The 25,202-nt window shown below is 39.7% G+C and carries 20 protein-coding genes and 1 pseudogene; 14 read left to right on the forward strand and 7 right to left on the reverse strand.

Annotated features, from left to right (window positions below):
• Positions 1-222: 222 nt before the first annotated feature.
• On the reverse strand, positions 223-429 hold the full coding sequence (locus tag VSAL_RS03425) for a hypothetical protein (protein WP_044583184.1): 207 nt from the start codon (positions 427-429) through the stop codon (positions 223-225).
• Positions 430-597: 168 nt separating this feature from the next.
• Between VSAL_RS03425 and VSAL_RS03430 the strand changes: the two genes are divergently transcribed.
• From VSAL_RS03430 to deoD, 11 genes and pseudogenes are all read left to right on the forward strand, one after another.
• Positions 598-999, forward strand: coding sequence for a DNA polymerase III subunit psi (locus VSAL_RS03430; RefSeq protein WP_012549419.1), 402 nt, complete (start codon positions 598-600; stop codon positions 997-999).
• A complete protein-coding gene (rimI, locus tag VSAL_RS03435) occupies positions 989-1,435 on the forward strand; it encodes a ribosomal protein S18-alanine N-acetyltransferase (protein ID WP_012549420.1) in 447 nt (148 codons plus the stop codon). The genes VSAL_RS03430 and rimI overlap by 11 nt, the downstream gene beginning before the upstream one ends.
• A 117-nt stretch (positions 1,436-1,552) precedes the next feature.
• The gene (gene prfC, locus VSAL_RS03440; RefSeq protein WP_012549421.1) at positions 1,553-3,133 is read left to right on the forward strand and encodes a peptide chain release factor 3; all 1,581 of its coding nucleotides are present in this window, start codon (positions 1,553-1,555) and stop codon (positions 3,131-3,133) included.
• A gap of 205 nt (positions 3,134-3,338) precedes the next feature.
• Positions 3,339-4,115: a TatD family hydrolase gene (locus VSAL_RS03445; RefSeq protein WP_012549423.1), complete on the forward strand. Its 777-nt coding sequence runs from the start codon at positions 3,339-3,341 to the stop codon at positions 4,113-4,115.
• A gap of 223 nt (positions 4,116-4,338) precedes the next feature.
• On the forward strand, positions 4,339-5,622 hold the full coding sequence (locus VSAL_RS03450; protein WP_012549424.1) for a NupC/NupG family nucleoside CNT transporter: 1,284 nt from the start codon (positions 4,339-4,341) through the stop codon (positions 5,620-5,622).
• A 136-nt stretch (positions 5,623-5,758) separates the two neighbouring features.
• The gene (locus VSAL_RS03455; protein ID WP_012549425.1) at positions 5,759-7,066 is read left to right on the forward strand and encodes an IS4 family transposase; all 1,308 of its coding nucleotides are present in this window, start codon (positions 5,759-5,761) and stop codon (positions 7,064-7,066) included.
• Positions 7,067-7,418: 352 nt separating this feature from the next.
• Entirely contained in the window at positions 7,419-7,589 is a 171-nt protein-coding gene (locus VSAL_RS03460) for a XapX domain-containing protein (protein WP_044583385.1), read from the forward strand.
• 284 nt (positions 7,590-7,873) lie between these two features.
• Positions 7,874-8,650, forward strand: a complete 777-nt coding sequence (gene deoC / locus VSAL_RS03465; RefSeq protein WP_012549427.1) for a deoxyribose-phosphate aldolase — start codon at positions 7,874-7,876, stop codon at positions 8,648-8,650.
• 115 nt (positions 8,651-8,765) lie between these two features.
• Positions 8,766-10,097, forward strand: coding sequence for a thymidine phosphorylase (deoA, locus tag VSAL_RS03470; RefSeq protein ID WP_012549428.1), 1,332 nt, complete (start codon positions 8,766-8,768; stop codon positions 10,095-10,097).
• 10 nt (positions 10,098-10,107) lie between these two features.
• Entirely contained in the window at positions 10,108-11,328 is a 1,221-nt protein-coding gene (locus VSAL_RS03475; RefSeq protein WP_012549429.1) for a phosphopentomutase, read from the forward strand.
• A 70-nt stretch (positions 11,329-11,398) separates the two neighbouring features.
• Positions 11,399-12,115: pseudogene (deoD, locus tag VSAL_RS03480) on the forward strand (purine-nucleoside phosphorylase).
• 86 nt (positions 12,116-12,201) lie between these two features.
• Here the strand turns inward: deoD and VSAL_RS03485 are convergent.
• Positions 12,202-12,801, reverse strand: coding sequence for a YtjB family periplasmic protein (locus VSAL_RS03485; RefSeq protein WP_012549430.1), 600 nt, complete (start codon positions 12,799-12,801; stop codon positions 12,202-12,204).
• A 130-nt stretch (positions 12,802-12,931) separates the two neighbouring features.
• On the opposite strand from VSAL_RS03485, the gene serB reads away from it, so the two are divergent.
• Positions 12,932-13,900: a phosphoserine phosphatase gene (gene serB / locus VSAL_RS03490; protein WP_012549431.1), complete on the forward strand. Its 969-nt coding sequence runs from the start codon at positions 12,932-12,934 to the stop codon at positions 13,898-13,900.
• A 53-nt stretch (positions 13,901-13,953) separates the two neighbouring features.
• On the opposite strand, the gene VSAL_RS03495 is transcribed toward serB, so the two are convergent.
• Complete coding sequence (locus VSAL_RS03495) at positions 13,954-16,299, reverse strand: PilZ domain-containing protein (RefSeq protein WP_012549432.1); 2,346 nt, start codon at positions 16,297-16,299, stop codon at positions 13,954-13,956.
• Between the two features lie 117 nt (positions 16,300-16,416).
• Between VSAL_RS03495 and radA the strand changes: the two genes are divergently transcribed.
• A complete protein-coding gene (gene radA, locus VSAL_RS03500) occupies positions 16,417-17,796 on the forward strand; it encodes a DNA repair protein RadA (RefSeq protein ID WP_012549433.1) in 1,380 nt (459 codons plus the stop codon).
• A gap of 193 nt (positions 17,797-17,989) precedes the next feature.
• Positions 17,990-20,074, forward strand: a complete 2,085-nt coding sequence (gene fusA / locus VSAL_RS03505; RefSeq protein ID WP_012549434.1) for an elongation factor G — start codon at positions 17,990-17,992, stop codon at positions 20,072-20,074.
• 110 nt (positions 20,075-20,184) lie between these two features.
• Here the strand turns inward: fusA and VSAL_RS03510 are convergent, their stop codons facing one another.
• The 4 genes from VSAL_RS03510 to VSAL_RS03525 form a co-directional block, all read right to left on the reverse strand.
• Positions 20,185-20,418: a VF530 family protein gene (locus VSAL_RS03510; protein ID WP_012549435.1), complete on the reverse strand. Its 234-nt coding sequence runs from the start codon at positions 20,416-20,418 to the stop codon at positions 20,185-20,187.
• Between the two features lie 112 nt (positions 20,419-20,530).
• Positions 20,531-21,808, reverse strand: a complete 1,278-nt coding sequence (locus VSAL_RS03515) for a cytosine deaminase (RefSeq protein ID WP_012549436.1) — start codon at positions 21,806-21,808, stop codon at positions 20,531-20,533.
• Between the two features lie 10 nt (positions 21,809-21,818).
• Complete coding sequence (codB, locus tag VSAL_RS03520) at positions 21,819-23,072, reverse strand: cytosine permease (protein WP_012549437.1); 1,254 nt, start codon at positions 23,070-23,072, stop codon at positions 21,819-21,821.
• A gap of 429 nt (positions 23,073-23,501) precedes the next feature.
• Positions 23,502-25,178: an AMP-binding protein gene (locus VSAL_RS03525; protein WP_012549438.1), complete on the reverse strand. Its 1,677-nt coding sequence runs from the start codon at positions 25,176-25,178 to the stop codon at positions 23,502-23,504.
• Between the last annotated feature and the right edge of the window lie 24 nt (positions 25,179-25,202).

The following is a 25,202-nucleotide window of genomic DNA, read 5'->3' on the forward strand; positions in this document are numbered from 1 at the left end:
AGAATAAGCCTGAGCTTAAAATAAGCTGTTTCTTCATATTCATATGTTAACCTCTTGTATTTCTATTGTGAATATTTATGGTATTATCAGTTTCGTGAATATTCAAGGTGTGAAAGCGTTAAAAGTGATTAACGTCATGTTTGGTATCATTATTTACGTTCCCACAGAGCTACATTTTCCTTTCTTATACTACGCCAGTTAAATTCTCTTAGCTTAAAACAATTAATTGTGGTCTTTTTTGATTAATGCGATAGGTTTTATTTTATCGGTTTCAGTTTTTAAATTAATTACGTTTTCACCAATTAGAATCCATTCATCGTTACCTTTTGCATATGCTGTGTTTACCGCTATGGTATTAAGTAAAATGACAAATATAACGATGGCTATTGCCGAGCAAATCCCTGCGGTCGTCAGCAATTGTTTCTTCATAATGATAGACCTCGTATAAAAATAGAGCGGCACATTATCCAATTGTAGTTTATTGAAAGTCAGGTAAAGGTAAAAATGATGAGGTGTTTACTTTTTAAGACGCTTCAAGTGGCATCATCTCTAGAATGTTGTTAAAATTCTTTGCCTCAAAGCTAAGGGTAAATTGACATGCCAAAACAAGCGTTACAGTTTTTGAATGAGATGGATATTTCTGTTTGGCAGATCCGCCACGCTGAATATTTTCCTACATTAGAAACAAGCACTATTTCATTACCTGAAACGTGTCAGTTACTTTTTATTGCTGAATCAATTCCTACAGAGCGTGATGCTTATTTATTTGGCAAAGTACTTGCGAGTATGAAGCTGAAACCTGAACAGGCGTTATTTCTTTCTTCCGAGTCGTTAGAGTATGTGGCTGAACACCATTTAAATTGGTGTTGGTTCTCTGGTGTGCCTGTTACTGAATTGGAAGGAGTTCAGATACTGAATTCTCCTCTTTTATCTGAAATGCATACAAATACTCAATTACGACGCGACCTATGGCGACAAATTTGTTCTTATGACAATTAATATTCAATTGATAACCGAATCTCATTTAGATGATATTTGGCGTATTGAGCAAACTGCTCATTCACACTCTTGGGCTGAATCTATGATCCGCGATTTAGAAAGTCGCTGTGCTCAACACCGAGTGATGTTGGTCGAGGGAAAGGTCGTCGGGTATTTTTATGCTCAGAATGTCGTTGGAGAAGTCACATTACTTAATGTTGCTGTTGATCCTGCGTATCAAGGGAAAGGGTTTGGTCGTAAATTAACTGAATTTTTTATTGATATGTGCATGGAACAAAAAGCAGAGTCTGCATGGCTAGAAGTACGTAAAAGTAATGCAAAAGCCATTTCATTGTATGAATCTGAAGGCTTTAATGAAGTGACGCGTCGTCATGATTATTACCCAACATCGAATGGTAAAGAAGACGCGATTATCATGAGTTATATATTCTTCTAATGCCTATTATCTAATCGCGAAGGTTATTTTAATTCGATGCTTTAGATAATGAACGTCTTTGAGTATAATCTCGATTAATTACATCCTTTCTGAAATCTTACAGGATTATCAACGCTTATGTCTTTTTTACAAGAAGTGGGTAAACGTAGAACGTTTGCCATCATTTCTCACCCGGATGCGGGTAAAACAACGATTACTGAAAAAGTATTATTATTCGGAAACGCGATTCAAAAAGCGGGTACGGTAAAAGGTCGTGGTTCAAACCAGCACGCAAAATCAGACTGGATGGAAATGGAAAAAGAACGTGGTATTTCGGTAACTACGTCAGTAATGCAATTTCCATTTAACGGTTGCCTAGTTAACCTTCTTGATACTCCTGGGCACGAAGACTTCTCTGAAGATACCTACCGTACATTAACGGCGGTTGATTCTTGCTTAATGGTTATCGATGCCGCGAAAGGTGTCGAAGATCGTACTCGTAAATTGATGGAAGTAACGCGTTTACGTGATACACCAATCGTCACGTTCATGAACAAAATGGACCGTGAAGTACGAGACCCAATGGAAGTGCTTGATGAAGTAGAAAGCGAGCTAGGTATGGCTTGTGCTCCTATTTCATGGCCGATTGGTTGTGGTAAAGAATTTAAAGGTGTTTATCACATTCACCGTGATGAAACGATCTTGTATCAATCTGGCCATGGCCATGAGATCCAAGAAGTGCGTACGATCAAAGGCCTTGATAACCCAGAGCTTGATGTTGCAATCGGTAATGAACTTGCGCTCAGTGTTCGAGAAGAGTTAGAGCTGGTTATTGGTGCTGCTCATGAATTTGATTTAGAGCTATTCCTTAAAGGAGAGCTAACGCCAGTCTACTTTGGTACGGCACTAGGTAACTTCGGTGTTGATCATATGCTTGAAGGCTTGACGGAATGGGCTCCTGCGCCGCAAACCCGTGAAGCGACAGAGCGTCCAGTTGAAGCGACAGAAGAAAAATTCTCTGGCTTTGTGTTTAAAATCCAAGCAAACATGGATCCTAAACACCGTGACCGTATCGCCTTTATGCGAATCGTGTCTGGTACTTATACTCAAGGCATGAAAATGAACCACGTTCGTACAGGTAAAAACATCAGTATTTCTGATGCGGTAACCTTTATGGCGGGTGATCGTGCTCGTGCTGAAGTAGCCTATGCGGGTGATATCATTGGCTTGCATAACCACGGTACTATTCAAATTGGTGATACCTTTACTCAAGGTGAAAATTTGAAATTCTCAGGGATCCCTAACTTTGCCCCTGAACTGTTCCGTCGTATTCGTCTTCGTGATCCACTAAAGCAAAAACAATTGCTGAAAGGACTTGTGCAATTATCTGAAGAAGGTGCTGTACAGGTTTTTCGTCCATTACAAAACAATGATCTGATCGTTGGTGCGGTTGGTGTTCTTCAGTTTGATGTGGTTGTTTCTCGTTTGAAATCTGAATATAACGTAGAAGCTATTTATGAAGGCATCAGTGTTGCAACCGCTCGTTGGGTTGAATGTTCTGATGGCAAAATGCAAGATGAATTCCAGCGTAAGAATCAAACTAACCTAGCATTAGATGGTGGCAATAACTTAACGTATATCGCCCCAACGATGGTTAATTTGAATTTAGCGATAGAACGCTTTCCTGATGTTCAATTTAGAGCAACGCGTGAACACTAATTTATTAAAGTGAATATAATTAAACGGAGCCTATGTAGGCTCCGTTTTTGTATCTATAGTATTGCTGTTTAAAGGGAGATGGTGATTATGATTTGGAAGACAATAAAGCTGTGGGTTAAAAAATATGACGCTTGGTGCCTCTCGTTAGGGTTAACTCCAGAAAATAAACGCAGTTGTGTGCCTTATAAAAAAGAAGAGATAAGCAATGACAACAAAACTGATTGATTCGCACTGTCATTTTGATTTTCCGCCTTTTAAAGACAATGAGCTTTTTTATTTAGAAAAGGCACGCTCTGTTGGTGTGAAAAAACTGATCATTCCTAGTGTTAATTCAAGTAATTGGGAGACGGTAGAACGACTCTCTCATCAATATCCCGAACTTTATTATGCATTAGGTATTCACCCTCAATTTTTAACTGAGAACGATGAAGATGATGTGAAAAAGTTAGAGGTATTATTGGCGAATAAGGCGAATAAATGCGTCGCTATTGGTGAGTGTGGATTGGATTTTTGGAATCAAGAGTACGATAAAAAACATCAAATGAATGTATTTAAAATGCAATGTAAGTTAGCTGTAAAGTACGAATTACCTTTGATTATCCACAGCCGTAAAAGTCATGATGTGGTATTGAAAATATTACGAGAGATAAAACCATTGAAAGGTGGGGTGATCCACGGTTTTAGTGGTAGTACGCAACAAGCCGAAGCATTTATTAAACTCGGTTTTTTCATCGGTGTAGGGGGAGTGATTAGTTATGATCGTTCGATGAAAACAAAAAGAACAATTTCTGAGCTTCCTTTAGAGTGGTTGATGTTAGAAACTGACGCGCCAGATATGCCATTATCTGGATTTCAAGGCACGCCTAATACCCCTGATAAAGTCTCTAATATCCTAGAATGTTTAATTTTTATACGAAAAGAACCGAGGGAAACGATTGCGAATGCTGTTTACAGAAATGCCAATCATTTGTTTGGGATTTGAGTTATTAGTCATTGCTTTAGATGTAATTGATGAATCTTTAGATATTCGTTAGTGATAAAGATCACACTAATGAATGAATGAATGAATGAATGAATGAATGAATGTATGATGTACGTTAGCAGAATATGTGACAGCGGCATTACTTTCTTGGTGGTTCAATGAGTATAATCGCCCCCGCTAATTTGAAACACGCCAACAATCAATTTTAGGGAAACTTTTAACTATGAGCCTGTTAATGAGCTTGGTTGGGATAGTAGCGCTGCTTGCATTTGCAGTACTAATATCTGATAACCGTAAAGCAATCAATCTACGTACTGTCGGTGGCGCTTTTGCCATTCAATTTATTCTAGGTGCATTCATACTATACGTACCTGTGGGTCGTGATGTACTGTTAGGTGCATCTGAAGCGGTTGCGAATGTAATCAACTACGGTAACACGGGTATCGAATTCTTATTCGGTGGCTTAGTATCGAATAAAATGTTTGAAGTATTTGGTGGTGGCGGTTTCGTATTCGCACTGCGTGTACTTCCTGTAATCGTGTTCTTTGCATCACTGACTGCGGTACTTTATTACCTTGGTATCATGCAAGTTGTGATTAACTTCTTAGGTGGTGCTCTTCAAAAAGCACTGGGTACTTCTCGTGCGGAATCTCTTTCTGCTACAGCGAATATTTTCGTTGGTCAAACAGAAGCACCTCTAGTTGTTCGTCCATTCATTCCAAAAATGACTCAATCAGAATTGTTTGCCGTAATGTGTGGTGGTCTAGCTTCTGTTGCTGGTGGTGTTCTTGCTGGTTATGCGTCTATGGGCGTGCCTCTAGAGTACCTAATCGCGGCGTCATTCATGGCAGCTCCTGGTGGTCTTCTATTTGCTAAAATTCTTAAACCAGAAACAGAAACACCGGTTGATCAATTTGATGCACTTGATAACAAAGGCGACGACAAACCAGCTAACGTAATCGATGCAGCAGCAGCAGGCGCTGCAACAGGTATGCAACTTGCGTTAAACGTAGGTGCAATGCTTCTTGCATTCATCGGTCTAATCGCTCTAATCAACGGTATCCTAGGTGGTGTTGGTGGTTGGTTCGGTATGCCAGAAATTACGCTAGAACTTATTCTTGGTTACGTATTCGCTCCAGTTGCTTTCCTAATCGGTGTGCCGTGGGAAGAAGCGACAGTTGCAGGTTCGTTCTTAGGTCAAAAATTGGTAGTTAACGAATTCGTTGCTTACTTAAACTTTGCACCTTACCTAAAAGACGTTGCTGATGGCGGCATGTTAGTTGCACAAACTGGCGTTGAAATGTCTGAGAAAACGAAAGCAATCATTTCATTCGCACTATGTGGTTTTGCTAACCTTTCTTCTGTAGCTATCCTACTTGGTGGTTTAGGTAGCCTTGCTCCTGAACGTCGTCATGACATCGCTAAAATGGGCATGAAAGCTGTTGCTGCTGGTACATTATCTAACTTAATGTCAGCAACAATCGCAGGTCTATTCTTATCTATCTAATATTATAGAGACAGAAACGACTGATAAAAACCCGCAACGTGTTGCTAATGCCGATCATTTAAGGTAAATATGATCGGTTGACCGATCCTTTTTATATGTCAAAATCCAAGTGTATTTTATGCACTTGGATTTTTTTATGGATGTTTCTCAAGCTCTAAACATAATCAATGACTGGAAACCTAGCAACGTAGAGACTCTCGCTGATTTACTTCCAATCCATCTGATTGATGAGGCTTATTCTCTCACTGATACGGTGACGATGAGGAAGCGAAAGCTTACTCTTGAATCAATGGTATGGTTACTTGTTGGTATGGCTATCTATAACAATAAATCCATGAAGGATTTAGTTAATCAGCTTGATATTGTAGACCGTACAGGTAAAGCTTTTGTCGCTCCTAGTGCCCTTACTCAGCGCCGAAAAAATCTAGGTGAAGCAGCAATGAAAGCAGTCTTTGAGCGAATGACAAGTTCCTGGCTTAAGAGTGCTAATCTTCCTAAATGGAATGGACTAACTCTCTTAGGCGTTGATGGTGTTGTATGGAGAGCACCTGATAACCAGAAAAATGAAGAGGCTTTTTCTCGCCAAAAAGGAACTCAATATCCACAGGTAAGAATGGTTTGCCAAATGGAGCTAAGCAGTCATCTTATTACAGCGAGCGCTTTCGATAATTACAATACAAATGAAATGATATTGGCAGAGAAGTTAATAGATAGTACACCTGACCATAGCGTAACTATGTTCGATAAGGGGTTCTATTCATTAGGATTACTACATAAATGGCAGATGACAGGCTCAGAGCGTCACTGGCTTATTCCCCTTAAAAAAAATACTCAATATGAAATAATTCGATCGCTAGGTCGTAATGACAAACTTGTTATTCTTCGGAGTAACCCAAGAGCAAGAAAACTGTTTTCTAATTTACCTGAAACGATGACTGCTCGTCTCGTGACTCGAAAAATTAAAGGAAAAGATTATCAAGTTCTGACGTCAATGATTGACCCATTACGTTACCCATTGAAAGATATAGTCGGTCTTTATGAGCATCGTTGGGAAATAGAATTGGGTTACCGAGAGCAGAAACAATACATGTTAGGAAATCGCTTAACACTACGAAGCCGTCTGCCTGAATTAGTGAAACAAGAACTATGGGGTATCTTGTTGACTTATAATTTAATTCGCTACCAAATGGTAGAGCTTTGCTTTAATTTAAAAGGAAATTATCTCCCTTATCAATTGAGTTTTAATGGGACACTTGCTCATGTATCTGCATTATTAGTTGGTTTACCATACTCAACGCCAGGAGCGATCCCTCGACAATTAAAAGGCTTCCACCAGATGGCTGAAAGCTTAATACTTGATAGGCGAAGGGAAAGAACATTCCCTCGAATGGTAAAACCAAGACCTCAACGATATGCCAGAAACAAGAATGCCATTCACCCTTAAGTGAACGGCATTAGCAACGTGTTGCGGGTTTTTTTATGCCTGTCTATTTTTAATATCAATGATTATGGGCTTATTCTTATTGATCAAACTTCGTAAAAATGAGGATTATAGAGTAACTACTTATCCGTGTTTTTGTCTTACTCCTAAATGATTTCCCTGTGTAATAAAGAGAACATCTAATTAATTGTATTGGCATAATATTTAAAGTAAAAAGAGTGAGATGCAAACCGATTGCGTTGCCTATCATCGCCAGTCATCATTCATTAGCTTGTTATAATACTGCTCATAATAAAGATTCATATTTAAATGAGCTATGATTAAAAAACACAATAAAACATGGGAGCTCACTATGTTGAATGAAGTATTACTGTCGGTTTTTGCCGGTTTAATTGTTGGCGTTGTATTTTCAGCCATTAAATTACCTATTCCAGCACCACCCGTCCTCTCCGGAGTCATGGGAATTGTTGGGGTTTACCTTGGTGCTATCGGGTATCAATGGATTATCGAGCGTTTCTTTTCATAATCGCTGTGTTTTTACAGGGAGACACGCTTTCACTAGTTGGCACAATAAAGTGTTGATACTATAAGCAAGTATTTCAACGGTACCTCATCAAGAGGTGCTATTTCAGTACCAAGTACTGGCGGCAAAAAGGATATTGATTGGGCGTCGTTTTACAGCTCAATTCTTCAAGGAATCAAGTCCGCTCATACGCTGTTTATGTAGAACGAAAGTTCAGACAGCAACACAGTATTATGCTTAGGCATATAACAGCACTATCAAAGAATATTATTCTATCGGAGATAACAATGAGCGATTTAAAAGCAGCTGCACTACGTGCATTAAAGTTGATGGATTTAACCACACTAAACGATAACGACACAGATGAAGCCGTTATTGCGTTGTGTAAAAATGCGAAGACAGCCGTAGGCAATACAGCAGCAGTTTGTATCTATCCTCGTTTTGTACCTATTGCTAAAAAAACGCTACGTGAACAGGGGACTCCTGATGTTCGCATTGCAACGGTAACTAACTTCCCTCACGGTAATGATGATATTGCTATTGCGGTGGCTGAAACGAAAGCTGCGGTTGCTTATGGCGCAGACGAAGTCGATGTTGTCTTCCCATACCGTGCATTGATTGCTGGTAATGAAACTGTTGGTTTTGAACTGGTTAAGCAATGTAAAGAAGCGTGTGGCGATATTCTGCTTAAAGTGATCATTGAAACTGGTGAGCTAAAAGAAGAAGCACTTATTAAGAAAACGTCTCAAATTTGTATTGAAGCAGGTGCTAACTTCATTAAAACCTCTACTGGTAAAGTGCCAGTGAACGCAACACCAGAATATGCACGCATGATGTTAGAAGTTATTCGTGATATGGGCGTAGCAAAAACAGTGGGTTTCAAACCTGCTGGCGGCGTTCGTACTGCTGAAGATGCACAAGCATACCTAGCAATGGCTGATGATATTCTAGGTGGCGATTGGGCTGATAACATGCACTACCGTTTTGGTGCGTCAAGCCTACTGACTAATCTTTTAAATACATTAGAAGTGACAGCAGAAACAGCAGACCCATCTGCATACTAGTTTCCTGTTACTCGATTTATATCGATAAATAAATCGACTTAGGTGAGGCATTACCGCTTCACCTACCTCAACCCTACCTATATTAATTTACCCAACCAAGATTGGGGAGGCACTAATGTATCTACCACAAGAGATTATTCGTAGAAAACGCGACAATAAAGTACTAACAACAGAAGAAATTAACTTTTTTATTCAAGGTGTTGCAAAAAATACCGTGTCTGAAGGTCAAATTGCAGCATTTGCAATGGCGGTATATTTTAATGAAATGACGATGCCTGAACGTATTGCATTAACGTGTGCAATGCGTGATTCAGGAATGGTAATTGATTGGAGCCATATGAACTTCGATGGCCCAATTGTTGATAAACATTCAACCGGTGGTGTTGGTGATGTAACCTCATTAATGCTTGGTCCTATGGTGGCGGCATGTGGTGGTTATGTTCCTATGATCTCTGGCCGTGGTTTAGGTCATACTGGTGGCACGTTAGATAAATTGGAATCCATTGCTGGCTACAATATTATGCCAAACAATGATCTTTTTGGAAAAGTAACCAAAGAAGCTGGCGTAGCTATCATTGGTCAAACGGGTGATTTAGCACCGGCAGATAAGCGTGTTTATGCCACTCGTGATGTAACGGCAACCGTTGATAATATTTCATTGATTACTGCATCTATTCTTTCTAAGAAATTAGCCGCAGGTTTAGATTCATTAGTGATGGATGTAAAAGTCGGTTCAGGTGCATTTATGCCGACTTATGAGGCATCAGAAGAGCTGGCTAAATCTATCGTAGCTGTTGCTAATGGCGCGGGCACGAAGACGACCGCATTACTGACGGACATGAATCAAGTATTAGCCTCTACTGCGGGTAATGCATTAGAAGTTCGTGAAGCGATTCGTTTCCTAACTGGCGAATACCGTAATCCTCGTTTATATGAAGTTGCGATGGCGCTATGTGCTGAAATGCTTGTGATTGCGAACTTAGCAAAAGACGAACAAGAAGCGTGTATTAAATTGCAAGCAGTGTTAGACAACGGCAAAGCCGCAGAATGTTTTGGTAAAATGGTGTTTGGTCTTGGTGGACCAAATGACATTATCGAAAATTACGATAACCATTTAGAAACCGCGCAAATCATTAAACCTGTATTTGCAGACAAATCCGGCTTTGTTAATACGATGGATACGCGTGATTTAGGCATGGCAGTCGTTGGTATGGGGGGCGGTCGTCGTGTTGCTAGCGATACTATTGATTATGCGGTTGGGTTAAGTGATATGATTCGTTTAGGTCAAACCGTTGATAGCAATCAACCATTAGCGATGATCCATGCTCGTAATGAAGATCAATGGCAGCAGGCTGCAGATGCAGTTAAAGCCGCTATCGTGATCAGCGAAGAACAACCAGAAGCGACACCGGAAGTTTATCGTAAAGTTCGCTCACAAGATGTGTAAGGAAGAAACCATGAAACGTGCAATTATTTTAGTTCTTGATTCATTTGGTATTGGTGCAGCAGGTGATGCTGAAAAATTTGGTGATGTGGGTTCAGATACAATGGGTCACATTGCAGAACAGTGTGACAAAGGACTTGCCGATAATGGAAACCGTAAAGGACCATTAACGCTTCCAAATCTATCAAAGCTGGGTTTAGCAATGGCAGGTAAAGAGTCTACGGGCAAATTAGCCGCAGGTTTAGACGCTGATGCTGAGATTATTGGTGCTTATGGTCATGCCGCTGAATTGTCTTCAGGTAAAGATACGCCTTCTGGTCACTGGGAAATTGCAGGCGTACCTGTCTTATTTGATTGGGGTTACTTTAGCGATAAAGAAAATAGTTTCCCTAAAGAGTTAACCGACCGAATTCTTGCTCGTGCCAACCTTTCTGGTTACCTAGGTAATTGCCATGCATCAGGTACACAAGTACTGGATGATTTAGGTGAAGAACACATGAAGACGGGCATGCCGATCTTCTACACCTCTGCTGATTCGGTATTCCAAATTGCGTGTCATGAAGAAACGTTTGGCTTAGATAATTTATTAACACTTTGCCAAATCGCACGTGAAGAACTTGAAGATTATAATATTGGCCGAGTGATAGCGCGTCCATTTATTGGTGCAGGTAAAGGTCAATTTGAACGTACGGGTAACCGCCGCGATCTTTCTCTGGAACCGCCAGCAATTACCGTATTACAAAAACTGGTAGAAGAGAAAAACGGTCACGTACATTCTATTGGTAAAATCTCTGATATTTATGCTGGTTGTGGTATTACACAAAAAACCAAAGCAACAGGCATTCCAGCATTGTTTGATGCAACCAAAGAGGCAATTACGGCGGCGAGTGATAACACCATCGTATTTACTAACTTTGTGGATTTTGATTCAGCGTATGGTCACCGTCGTGACGTTGCAGGTTATGCGGCGGCACTAGAGTATTTTGATGGAAGACTTCCAGAGATCATGGAAATGCTACAAGAAGACGATATTCTAATCCTAACGGCTGATCATGGTTGTGATCCTACATGGCCTGGTACCGATCATACTCGTGAACATATTCCCGTTCTTGTTTATGGACACAAAGTACCTGCGGGTTCATTGGGGCTTCGTGATACCTTTGCCGATATAGGGCAGACCTTAGCAGAGTATTTTGAAATCTCTGATATGGAATATGGAAAATCATTCCTATAAAAATAATAAGCAGTAGAGCCCTCTCTACTGCTTTTTTCTAGTTTAAGTTTAAAAAGAAAGGGTAAAAATTATGGCAACTCCACATATTAATGCTGAAATGGGTGACTTTGCAGACGTTGTTTTAATGCCTGGAGACCCAATCCGAGCAAAATACATTGCAGAAACATTCTTAGACGATGTTGTTCAAGTGTGTGATGTTTGAAATATGTTTGGCTACACTGGAACCTATAAAGGTCGTAAAATCTCAGTGATGGGGCATGGCATGGGGATCCCATCATGTTCAATTTATATGACTGAGCTTGTTAAAGATTTTGGCGTTAAAAAAGTGATTCGTGTAGGCAGTTGTGGTGCAGTAAACGAAGACATTAAAGTTCGTGATGTTGTAATTGGTATGGGCGCATGTACGGATTCTAAAGTGAACCGTATTCGTTTTAAAGATCACGACTTTGCAGCAATTGCTGATTACGAAATGGTACGTAATGCTGAGCTTGCAGCACAGGCACGTGGTATTAAGGTCAAAGTCGGCAATCTTTTCTCTGCTGAGCTATTCTATACGCCAGATCCAAGCATGTTTGACCTAATGGATAAATACGGCATCGTAGGCGTAGAGATGGAAGCGGCTGGTATGTACGGTGTTGCTGCAGAATACGGTGCAAAAGCATTAGCTATCTGTACTGTGTCTGATCACATCAAAACCGGTGAGCAAACGACATCTGATGAACGAGCGACAACATTTGATGAAATGATGCTGATTGCGTTAGATTCAGTATTGCTTGGAGACAAATAATGTCACATTATTTGTAGTGAAAAAAAGGCGGTGTTATTTATTAACATCGCCTTTTTATTATTTATCTGTGAAATAAACAGAACGTATTAAGACTTACCGCCAAAAAGTGTAGTAACAGGCTTGCTAGAATCTTCACGTTTTTTAAGTATTGCCATAATAAACATACCTGAAACAAGACTTATAATAAGCATACCAAACATCAATCGGTCACTTTTACGGTAATGGTGGTTCGCAAAACCAGTCAACGTTGACTTTTCAAAGGTTATACGTAAAAACCCCAATACCCGATCGTCTTTTACTATTGGTTCGATTAATTGTTGTCGACCGATGCCATCAATCGATAATGGTGTATTAATGCCCGTAATTTGTGATGCGGTTAACGCATTGCTGCTTTTACTTAGTACACCACCTTCCGCGTCGTAAATCGTAGCATCAAACACAAGGTTTTCTTTTGCCAGATTATTCGTTAGTTGCAGCAAGGCTTCGTGATCGTCTTTTTTGATGCTATCGACAGCAAACAATGCTGCTTGTCTTGTCATGGTTCGACTAAGATCTTGTAACTGTTTATTTTGAATGATCTGATTATTATCACTGATCACCGTACTATTAATTAAAATAAAGTAACTGAATGCGATCAGAGAGAGCAGCATCAGGCTTTTAATTATGAGATTTTGAGAAAGCATCATCCGCACCAAATAAAATAATAGTCGAGAATTATACGCAATTTATACAAAAATAGCAGTTTATGTCGCTTCAGACTTGCTCTATCTAATTTCAATCGGTATTTTTGATAGAGGATTAGTAAGGATACAAATCATGGACGCGATAACCCCATTTGCAATAAAGAAACACACAACACTGGTAAACCGTTTTTCAACCTCGGTAACGGCCTCTCAATTAGAGGTTAAGTCAGTGGGTTGGATCATTTACGGTTCACACCTTTCTCCCCTTCACACTAAAGATATCTATTTTTTTGTTGGAATGACAACAAAGGTCATTCGAACATGGAAAGTGGGTGACTATGAAGTCGCTGCTATCGCTGGTGAAATGACACCAGAACACAAAATCATCGTTGATGAACTCGGTTTAGATTACGCTGAAATAAAAGACATCCCCGATTTATCTAATCCGGGAATTATCCTTTTTGATATGGATTCAACAACCATTGAAATTGAATGCATTGATGAAATAGCGAAATTGGCAGGGGTTGGTGAGCAAGTATCTGAAGTGACAGAGCGAGCGATGCTAGGTGAACTTGATTTTAAAGAAAGCTTAATTCAACGAGTGAGTACTCTTGAAGGAGCAAGTGAATCGATTCTGGCTCAAGTCAAAGAAACCCTTCCTTTTATGCCTGAGATGAGAGAATTGGTAATGACAATGCAGAACTATGGTTGGAAAGTCGCTATAGCATCTGGTGGATTTACTTACTTTTCAGATTACCTTAAAGAAGAGTTGAATTTAGTTCACGCTCAATCAAACCAGTTAGAAATCATTGACGGTAAATTAACGGGTAAGGTTTTAGGTGATATTGTTAGCGCAGAAACCAAAGCCGATATTCTTATTGAACTGGCAGATAAGTACGACATTGAAATGAGTAATACGGTTGCGGTTGGTGATGGAGCTAATGACTTAGTCATGATGTCAGCAGCAGGTCTGGGCATTGCTTATCATGCAAAACCTAAAGTACAAGAGCAAGCACAGGCAGCGGTTCGATACGCAGATTTAGGTGGCGTTGCTTGTATCCTTTCAGCTTCGCTACTAATGAATAATAAGCTGAGTTGGTAAGTTTATATGAGATGGGTTCTTAACTAGAACCCATTTTTATTAATGCGTAGTATTTACCCTAACTCTAATCGAATAAGTACTTCATCGGTAATATCGGTAATTTCACCACAGCCGACAATACTTGATAATTCATCTTCAAGCGCTCTTGCGTAATGGATAGCAGATTGTGCTAATTGACTGAGTTCAATTTCAGATGTGCTTGATAATGGGTTTTTAACCGCTGTTGTTGTTACTCGTATCGCTAAAAACTCACCGTGTTCTTTTGCCTTTTTGATAAAGGTTAAGCGATCGTTATAAGATTCAAATTCTTGAAGTAATCGAGTAAATACCGATTTTATTTTCCCTTCGCGTATTACCACGGCAATATAAATTTCGTGGTGGTGTGATCGTGTATTTGCAGGAGTTCTTAATGGCTCTGCTAATAATCGTTGTACTCGCGATTTGAAAATTGGTTCTAAATTTACGCTGTTCTCTGAGCCCAGTTGTTGCCAAATTTTATTAATTCGGTTCAATGGGAAGTTAACCCCCATACAGCGAGGCTTAACGCTATGATTGTCTTTTTCTATGAAAAATGGAGCCGTAGTTAATTTAGTTAGCAGCAATTGATGCATTATTTTCAACATATCCATTGATGGCAGTTGTTCATAATCCATTGGTAATCGTTCAATGTTGTGTTGAATTAAACGACCTAAAAACAGTTTGCTTTTTTGAGTCTGTAAGCTGTCTTCAATTTGTAATTGGATATGTTGTCCGTTCGACGCTACTTTTAACACATGATAGGTGATACGACTTAATGGCGTGTTTCTGTCCATCATTTGTAAATCATTAAACGTTATTTTTACATCGGATTTTTTCGTCAATTGTGCCGGTTTATCTAATGTGATAGACTGCCCTTTTATCGATATATCCTGTGTTCTTCCAGATAATTCACCAAGTGTTGGATGAGATAATGTAATTAACGTTTCATAGTTGAATCTAGGTTCTGTACGACGAGGCGCTGAATCATAATACAACGCATGAGCCTGACATATCGGGGCTATCGGATGACGATAAGCGTTTAGTGTCTTTGGTTCTAAAGTTGGTTTGTCCGTTAACAGATAATCTTTTTGAGTTTCAGGGAGACTGATCTCGGTAAGAATACCCATATGGGTCAAGCTTGATAAAATGGCTTCCATCTCAGGAGCAACAGACAGCAGACGTTCTTTGTCCCCTTTTGCTAATTCAAATAGAGAAAGGCGGATAACTTTCCAACTTTTACGCTTTGCACCAATATGCCAAAACAGTTGTCTTTCTTGTTGAGTCCCCTCTGAAGACATCATGGAATAGAAGAGTTCTCTTTCTTCATGATCATGTTTAAAGCTGTAAAAATGCGTATTGCTGGCCTTTAAGCCTGGTTTTGTTAAAAACTCCATGCGCTCAGGTTTAAATAAATGATTTATTACTGGCTGATTTTTTTCATCATGCCAATGTTTCCACAAACCTTCATTATGATCGGTGATCACGGCATATTTTAATTGCTCTTTGGCAAAGAAAAGAGGGATATTTGTCGTGTGCTTTAAAAAGCAATGTTCATAACCTTGAGTTCTTACTCGTACTATCTGATCTCTTTGATCATGCTGATTTCGTCGTTTGTTTTTATTTAATTTGACGTCAATAGCATGAGCAATTACATCGTGGTTTGATTCCATTTTTAAGCGTAACCAACGATAGCTGTCATTTTCTTCGCTGTCGTGAATACCTAAAATACGATAAGGAAAATCGCCATTTAGTTCTTTTATACCAGTGTCTTTAGCTAGATTAGGAAAGCTGACTTGTATGATTTGGCCTAAGCCGTATTCAAAAGCCGTTGGTACTTTTATTCGGGCACCAGAAGAGGATAAGTCACTGCTAGTACCATGAATGTGATTGCCATTAGGTAATAATACGGTGACTTGTGTCGACATGCGTAAGCGGTTTTCGCTGCGTGTTAAGTAATGACCAAATCGAATTAATTTAGCATCAAAAATATTTTTGTTTTCTTGCTGCAAAGAAGAGGGGTTACTGTCTTTATTTTTATGGAGCACGCGAAAGTTATTGCGAGTATTTGTCAGTGCTTCCCATACGCCTTCCGTGTAGCTGCCGTATCGCTCAATACTTTTGTGATAAGTATTGATTGCAACATCATCAAGAAAATGTGTGTAGCCATCTAAGCTGTATTGATGGCATTGCCCTTTGACTCGTCCGCGTAAATCGATGCTCTTTTTACAAGGCGTCATAATACGCTTCAATTCAATTTTGACGATTAAATGAATTGATGGGTGTTCATGTGACATGACTTGTGAACACACTGAGTCAAAATCTGGTGCGTCAAAGACAGGAATGAGTTGTTCTACGTAGCTTTGATATTCTTCTTGATGCATGATTTCTGGTACAGTAATAAGAATCTAATGGGTTTATCGGCACAATTGATAAAATATTTAATGGCATACGTTAAATATTCATTCCCCATACCTTCAAATACAGTGATTCGGTGATATATGGCAAAAGCAAAACGTGCCTACGTTTGTAACGATTGTGGGGCAGACTTTCCTCGTTGGCAAGGACAGTGTAGTGCTTGTGGGGCGTGGAACACGATTACAGAGGTTCGATTAGCGGCTTCTCCTCAAGTGGCTAGAAACGAACGATTGGTCGGATACTCAGGTTCTGCTACGGATTCTAAAGTTCAAACGCTATCAAGTATTGATCTTCAAGAGGTCCCTCGTTTTAGTAGCAGCTTTAAAGAGTTTGATCGGGTGCTTGGTGGTGGGATTGTTCCTGGTGCGGCTATCTTAATTGGCGGTAATCCGGGGGCTGGTAAATCCACACTGCTGTTGCAAACCATGTGTCGCTTAGCCAGTGAAATGCCAACGTTGTATGTAACGGGTGAAGAATCATTACAACAAGTCGCCATGCGAGCATCTCGTCTTGGGCTGCCAAAAGATAATTTGAAAATGTTGTCTGAAACCAGCATTGATAAAATTTGTCAGATCGCAGACAAAGAAAAACCTAAAATAATGGTTATTGACTCGATTCAAGTGATGCATGTAGATGATGTTCAATCGTCTCCAGGCAGTGTTGCTCAAGTTAGAGAATCAGCAACAACACTTACTCGTTATGCAAAACAAAATAATGTGTCTATATTTCTTGTGGGGCATGTAACTAAAGATGGTTCGCTTGCAGGACCAAAAGTACTGGAGCATATTATTGATTGTTCTGTATTACTTGATGGAAGTGCAGACAGCCGATTTAGAACATTGCGTTGTAATAAAAACCGTTTTGGTGCCGTAAATGAATTGGGCGTATTTGCAATGACGGGGCAAGGATTGAAAGAAGTAAATAATCCGTCTGCGATTTTTCTATCCCGTGGCGAAGAGGAAACGTCAGGCAGTTCTGTTATGGTTGTTTGGGAAGGGACACGCCCGTTATTGGTTGAAATTCAAGCATTAGTCGATTATTCCCAACTATCTAATCCACGTCGAGTTTCTGTTGGGCTAGATCAAAACCGTTTGTCGATGTTACTTGCTGTACTTCATAAACATGGTGGTCTGCAAATGGCGGATCAGGATGTCTTTGTCAATGTGGTTGGTGGCGTAAAAGTTGCAGAAACCAGTGCCGATTTAGCATTGATAATGGCGCTATTATCTAGCTTTAAAGATCGTCCATTACCAAAAGATGTGGTTGTTTTTGGTGAAGTAGGGCTTGCCGGTGAAATCCGTCCAGTTCCTAGTGGTCAAGAGCGTCTTATGGAAGCGTATAAACATGGATTTAAACGCGCGATTGTTCCTGCTGCTAATATGCCGAAAGGGGGGATTGAAGGCATGCAAATTCATGGCGTGAAAAAATTATCAGAGGCAATTGATGCTTTTGATGAACTATAATCAATAATTATTATGAATTTGCACTATTCTTTGCATTTGAAATTGTGTAAATTCGTCTATAACTTGCTAAAGCAGAAAGTAATCGGTGTCGATTGGGGCTAAATTCTATCCAAAAATAGAACAAAGCATATACCAATTGACAGTTTATGTTATACTCTGCGCGCATTTTCTATCCTATTAATAGAGTAAAACAATGACTGATTTATCTAAATACAGAAATATTGGTATTTTCGCGCACGTTGATGCGGGCAAAACTACCACAACTGAGCGTATCCTAAAACTTACTGGTCAGATCCACAAAACTGGTGAAGTACATGATGGCGAATCTACGACTGACTTCATGGAACAGGAAGCTGAGCGCGGAATTACTATCCAGTCAGCAGCTGTAAGTTGTTTCTGGAAAGATCACCGTTTTAACGTTATCGATACTCCTGGACACGTTGACTTCACAGTTGAAGTTTACCGTTCACTAAAAGTACTTGACGGTGGTATCGGTGTATTCTGTGGTTCTGGTGGTGTTGAACCTCAATCAGAAACTAACTGGCGTTACGCGAACGAATCAGAAGTTGCACGTATTATCTTCGTTAACAAACTAGACCGTATGGGTGCTGACTTCTTCCGTGTTATTAAGCAGACTGAAACAGTACTAGGTGCTAACCCACTAATCATGGTACTACCTATCGGTATCGAAGATGATTTCGTTGGTGTTGTTGACCTTTTAACTCGCAAAGCTTTCGTTTGGGATGACACTGGTCTTCCTGAAAACTACGAAATCACTGATATCCCAGCGGATATGGTTGATCAAGTAGAAGAATACCGTGAGATGCTAGTTGAAACTGCTGTAGAGCAAGACGACGACCTAATGGAAGCTTACATGGAAGGCGAAGAGCCAACTATTGAGCAACTAAAAATGTGTATCCGTAAGGGTACTCGCACAATGGATTTCTTCCCTGCTTACTGTGGTTCTGCGTTTAAGAACAAAGGTATGCAACTAATCCTTGATGCTGTTGTTGATTACCTACCTTCTCCAACAGAAGTTGATCCTCAACCTCTAATGGATGAGAACGGCGAAGAAAATGGCGAGCACGCTATTGTTTCTGTTGATGAAACATTCAAAGCACTAGCATTCAAAATCATGGATGACCGTTTTGGTGCCCTAACTTTCGTTCGTATTTACTCTGGTAAATTGAACAAAGGCGACACAATTCTTAACTCATTCACAGGTAAAACTGAGCGTGTTGGCCGTATGGTTGAGATGCAAGCGAATGACCGTAATGAATTAACTTACGCACAAGCTGGTGACATCATCGCTATCGTGGGTATGAAAAACGTGCAAACTGGTCACACTCTTTGTGATCCTAAGCACGAAGTAACACTTGAGCCAATGGTTTTCCCTGTACCAGTAATCTCAATCTCAGTAACGCCTAAAGATAAAGGCAGTACTGAGAAAATGGGTATTGCTATCGGTAAAATGGTTGCAGAAGATCCATCTTTCCAAGTTGAAACTGACGAAGAAACTGGCGAAACAATCCTTAAAGGTATGGGTGAACTTCACCTAGACATTAAAGTTGATATCCTTCGTCGTACATACGGTGTAGATCTTGCTGTTGGTCAACCTCAGGTAGCTTACCGTGAAACTATCACTCAACTTGTTGAAGATAGCTACACGCATAAGAAACAATCTGGTGGTTCTGGTCAGTTCGGTAAGATCGACTACATCATGAAACCAGGCGAAGTTGGTTCAGGCTTCTCATTCAAGTCTTCTGTTGTGGGCGGTAACGTTCCTAAAGAATTCTGGCCTGCAATCGAGAAAGGCTTCAAAGGCATGATGGATACTGGTGTTCTTGCTGGTTTCCCTGTTCTTGATGTTGAAATCGAACTTCTTGACGGTGGCTTCCACGCAGTCGATTCATCTGCAGTAGCATTTGAAATCGCAGCGAAAGGCGCATTCCGTCAATCTATGCCTAAAGCTGGTGCACAACTTCTAGAACCAATCATGGCTGTAGACGTGTTCACTCCAGATGATCACGTTGGTGATGTAATCGGTGACCTTAACCGTCGTCGTGGCATGATCAAAGACCAAATGGCTGGCGTAACTGGTGTTCGTGTTAAAGCTGACATTCCTCTTTCAGAAATGTTTGGTTACATCGGTTCTCTACGTACAATGACTTCTGGTCGTGGTCAGTTCTCTATGGAGTTCTCACATTACGCACCTTGTCCAATGAACGTTGCTGAGCAAGTAATCGTTGCAGTTAAAGAAGCTAACGCTAAGAAGTAATTCTGGCTAACGCTCTTTAATTAAAAAAGCCCCGTAAGTGAAAACTTACGGGGCTTTTTATTTTTAAGCGATTAAATAACGTAGATACAGAGACACTCTCTATCGTCTATTTATTTTGATGCTCTTTCTTTATGGCGTTGAAGTTTTAAGTACACATTTTCAACACGAACTCGTGCCCATTCTGTTTTACGTAAAAACTTTAAGCTGGATTTAATTGTTGGATCTGATTTAAAACAATTGATGTTTATCATGTAGCTTAATTCTTCCCACCCATAGTGCTCAACTAATTCAGTTAAGATCCCTTGCAGGGTTACACCGTGAAGCGGGTTATTTTGCTGTGTCATAATATCGCCATTTTTCTTGAGTTAATGTAAGTATAACATTCTGGCTAGAGTAGTCATAAAAAATGGGAGCACTTAGGCTCCCACTTGTCTTTTTATGATGTGATTTATTGAATTAACGTTTAAATGAAACTATCTCTGCTTTATCTAAAGTAATTGTAGTCGTTGCTGGTTGAGTTTCTGAAATAATTTTACCTTGACGGATAGAGTAACGAACAGGAACTTGACGACGAAGTGCATCAAACCCATTTTCAGCAGGAAGAATAATTAAATTACCTGGCTTACCTACATCAATACCATAATTTTCTTGAATATTTAGTGTTCTTGCCGATTTGTAGCTAATAAGATCAAGGCCTTGGTTGATTTGCTCATAGCCCATAATCTGGCATACATGCAGTCCCATGTGCAGAACTTGAAGCATGTTAGCCGTGCCTAATGGATACCAAGGGTCGAAGATATCATCATGACCAAAACAAACGTTAATGTCGCTTGCAAGCATCTCTTTAACGCGTGTGATGCCACGGCGTTTAGGGTAATCATCAAATCGACCTTGTAAGTGAATATTTACTAATGGATTAGCGACAAAGTTGATGCCTGACATTTTTAATAGTCGGAATAAACGCGAAGCATAAGCCCCATTATAAGAATGCATAGCTGTCGTATGGCTGGCCGTTACTTTTTCGCCCATATTAAATTTATGAGCTAATGCGGCTAGGGTTTCGATAAAGCGAGATTGTTCATCATCAATTTCATCACAATGCACATCAATTAGACGATCGTATTTTTGCGCTAATTCGAAAACATAATGAAGTGATTCAACGCCATACTCACGAGTAAATTCAAAGTGAGGAATAGCACCAATAACGTCGGCACCCAGTTGAACCGCTTCTTCTAATAACGCTTTTCCATTAGGGTAAGAAAGAATGCCTTCTTGAGGAAAAGCGACGATTTGGATATCAATCCATTCTTTCATCTCTTCTTTTACTTCAAGCATTGCTTTTAGTGCAATCAGTGTTGGATCAGATACATCGACATGCGTACGAACATGTTGAATACCGTTAGCTATTTGCCATTTTAATGTCTGTTTCGCACGGCTTTTAACATCGTCAACAGTGAGAAGTTTCTTACGCTCAGACCAACGTTCTATACCTTCAAAAAGGGTACCCGAGATATTCCAGCTTGGTTCGCCTGCGGTTTGAGTCGTATCCAAATGAACATGGGGCTCACAGAAAGGGGCATTCGCTAATCCACCTTCAGCATCTAAAATATCCCCTGAAAAAGACAGTTCTTCATGGTTGTTAGCAATGGCTGTAAATTGACCATCTTGAATCAAGATTTGGAATAAACCTTCTTGATCTCGTAGTGCGATATTTTTAATTAATAAATCAGTCATGATAATTCTTCTATGCTATTTCTGTTTTAGACGCTGGTTCTTTATTTAAAATTGGGTTCAGCAATAAGTAACCTAATGCGCCACCTAATACGGCGTTCAAAGGAACGATTCCAGGTAGGAATTTACCGGCGGCAACGCCAATAACGACGGCTATGATACCTGCCCAGTTAATGGTTTTAAACTTGGCATTATTAAAATCATGGTAGCGTTTACGGTTACGGAAGAAATCCGCAATAATTACCCCACCAATTGGTGGAATGGCTAATGATAAGAAAGTTAACCACCCAACAAAGTTGTTATATAACCATAAGGCACAAATGGTACCGATTAAACCATTCAACATTGAGACATATTTACTTGGTAATCCGGTGATATTTGAGAAACCAAGGCCTGATGCGTAAAGGGCGTTATCGTTTGTCGTCCAGATATTTAATCCTAAAACAATGATGGCAGGGATCAACAGTCCTTGTGCGATCATGACTTCAGATATATCTGATTGGCCAGTAACGGATGCGCCTGCGGCACCAAAGATAAACATAAGGGAGTTACCAATAAAGAAAGCAATCATTGTAATCGCAACGGCCCCCATTGGTTTTTTTCCAAATCGAACAAAATCAGCGGTTAATGTGCCTGCACTAATAAAAGAACCGACGACCATGGCGAGTGCGATAGAGAAGTCCATCGGTTCGGTTGGTTGAATTTTTTGTAATTCGCTAATACCACCGACGCTATCGACGGCGGTTAACACTGAGTAACCACCAAGTATTGAAATAGCAGGAACAGCAATCATTGAAAGAATCATCAACGCTGAAATACCAAAATAGACAGTCACTGTCATTAATAGACCTGAAATTACAATCAGGGTGTTTGTATCAATACCTGTGGCTTTTTGTACCGGGATGGCAAACATGGCAACACCAACACCAACACCAACACCAAACCAACCGACTTGGGTTCCGCCAAGGAGTAAAGAAGGGAGCCAAGAACCTTTAGAACCAAATGAGAATCGAGCGAGGAGATGAGTAGAAAGGCCAGTAGAAGCCCCAATGTAACCAAGAAAAGAAGTGTATATACCGAGAATTAAATTACCAATAAGAACGGCGAGGAAAAAATCATTAAAAGAGAGTCCAGTACCAAGGGCTCCACCTGTCCACATGCTTGCCGAGAAAAAAGTAAGGCCTAGCATTACTAGGGTTAGGGATACTATGCCTTTTCTGGCCGTCTTAGGTACTGGCCCTAAGCTAAAATCATTGTCATGCGACATGTTAGATCCTCGTCGATGTTAAGTTAATTTTGATCGTAATTTTGATAAACGGACGGGAGTCTAAAGAAAATAATAGTAATGTCAATAAGGTAAATGCTTGTAAATACATGTACGTGTTGTTATCTGGTTGATTTTAAATTACTTTTCTGTTGTTTTATAATTATTTATTTTAACAGCTAAACGGTTGCGTAATACAGTTTGTTGTATAAATGACAAGTTGGTTAATAAAAAATAGGGTAATGGATGGATTTTATATAAATGAGTAGATTTTAGGATTAATCAGACGAAAATATATCGACTATGTAATGGTTTTTTATTCAATAACGTTATTTTTTCAATAAAAAGGCCTAAAACTTTGTGTTATAAAGTGTTTAGGCCTGATTTGATGTTACGTTGCTATTTTTATCAATTAACTGTCTGTTTTTAACGTTATTCCCAGATGATTTTTTTGTCTTTTGGCCATTGAGATGCAAAGTCGTGGTATTTTTTTTCTAAAATATGGCGTTTTATCTTCAATGTCGGGGTTAATATTCCATTTTCAATTGTCCATGGTTCTTTAACCATTAGTATACCTTTGAGCTTTTCATGAGACTCTAAGCCACTATTAATTGTTTCTAAGTTTTTAAGGGCTGTTCGTTCATATCTCTTTTGATCAAAGTTAGGGTAAGTATGAGGAATAGCTAAGAGAATAGGGCCAGTTAATCCCGATCCAATTAGGCACATCATTTCTAGATTACTTAAATCAAAAATACGTTTTTCAATGGGTACAGGAGCAACGAATTTCCCTTTTGCGGTTTTAAAGGTGTCTTTTTTACGACCTTGAATAGTAAGAAAGCCTTCTGCATCAATTGAACCAATATCGCCAGTATGCAACCAGCCGTCTTTATTAAAACTTTCAGCAGTCGCTCCATCATTTTTGTAGTAACCGGCGAAGATTCCGTCCCCTCTGACCAGTATTTCTTCGTCTTGGGCTATTTTTAATTCGACGCCAGGGCCAGCTGCTCCAACGGTACCTACTTTATCTGAGCGATAAGGGTGATTAAGAGTACTGTAGGCAAAGGTTTCAGTCATGCCCCACGCTTCGGTAATATTCAATCCAATACTTTCATACCATTTAAGTAATCCGGCAGAGACGGGAGCTGAACCACAACCAAGTACTCTGGCTTTATCTAACCCTAATCCGTCGGCTAATTTACGTTTTATGATGCCATTAACAAATGGAATTTTAAGTAAAATATTGAGTTTTTTCTGAGGTAATTTATCTTGGATTCGTTGTTGAAAGACGGTCCATAATCTCGGTACTGAAATAAATAATGTCGGTCGGTGCATTTTTACGTCGTCGATAAACGTATCTAAAGATTCAGGGAAAGCGGTCTGTATTCCGCCAAAGAATGCTGATCCTAAAATATAAACACGCTCAGTAATATGAGCGAGAGGAAGGTATGAAAAAAGACGATCATCGGGTTTCATACCTATATGGTTAATGAGATGTTTTGCTGAGGTACTAAAACCACCATAAGTCAGCATTGCACCTTTAGGCAGCCCGGAAGTGCCCGAAGTATAAACAATCGACATGAGTGTATTGTCATGATGACTTGGCCTAGACGATGAAGGTTGATGTTGTTGGACAATATCTTCAAATTGAAGTTGGCATTTCGGTGCGGAATCATAATTAAAAGCGATCGTTGAAAGATAATCTAATTTTTCAATTACCTGTGTAGTAGCATCACTATTATCAAGTTTTCCTGCGATTAATACTTTACTGTCACTGTGTGTTAAGCAGTGTTCAATTGTCTCTAATCCGGCAGTCGGAAAAATAGGAACGCTGACAAAATCCCCGAGCATTAACGCAAGGTCAGTAATAAACCATTCCGCACAATTTTTCGAAATCAACGCAACACGATCTTTAGGGTTAAGCCCTAAATCTTGTAATGCAGAGACTAAGCGAAGCGCTTTATCGACGACTTCTGCAAAAGTGTAATCTACAAATTCTCTATTTATGACTTGTCGTAAGAAAATTGAATTTGGTTTTTCTTCGGCCCATTGAAGTATTGCTTCATGTGGAAGCGATGGATTTTGTTTGTGATCGAATACTGACTGACTCATAGCGACATCCTAAATTAAGAGTTG

The sequence above is a fragment of the Aliivibrio salmonicida LFI1238 genome (assembly GCF_000196495.1).
Lineage (GTDB): Bacteria > Pseudomonadota > Gammaproteobacteria > Enterobacterales > Vibrionaceae > Aliivibrio > Aliivibrio salmonicida.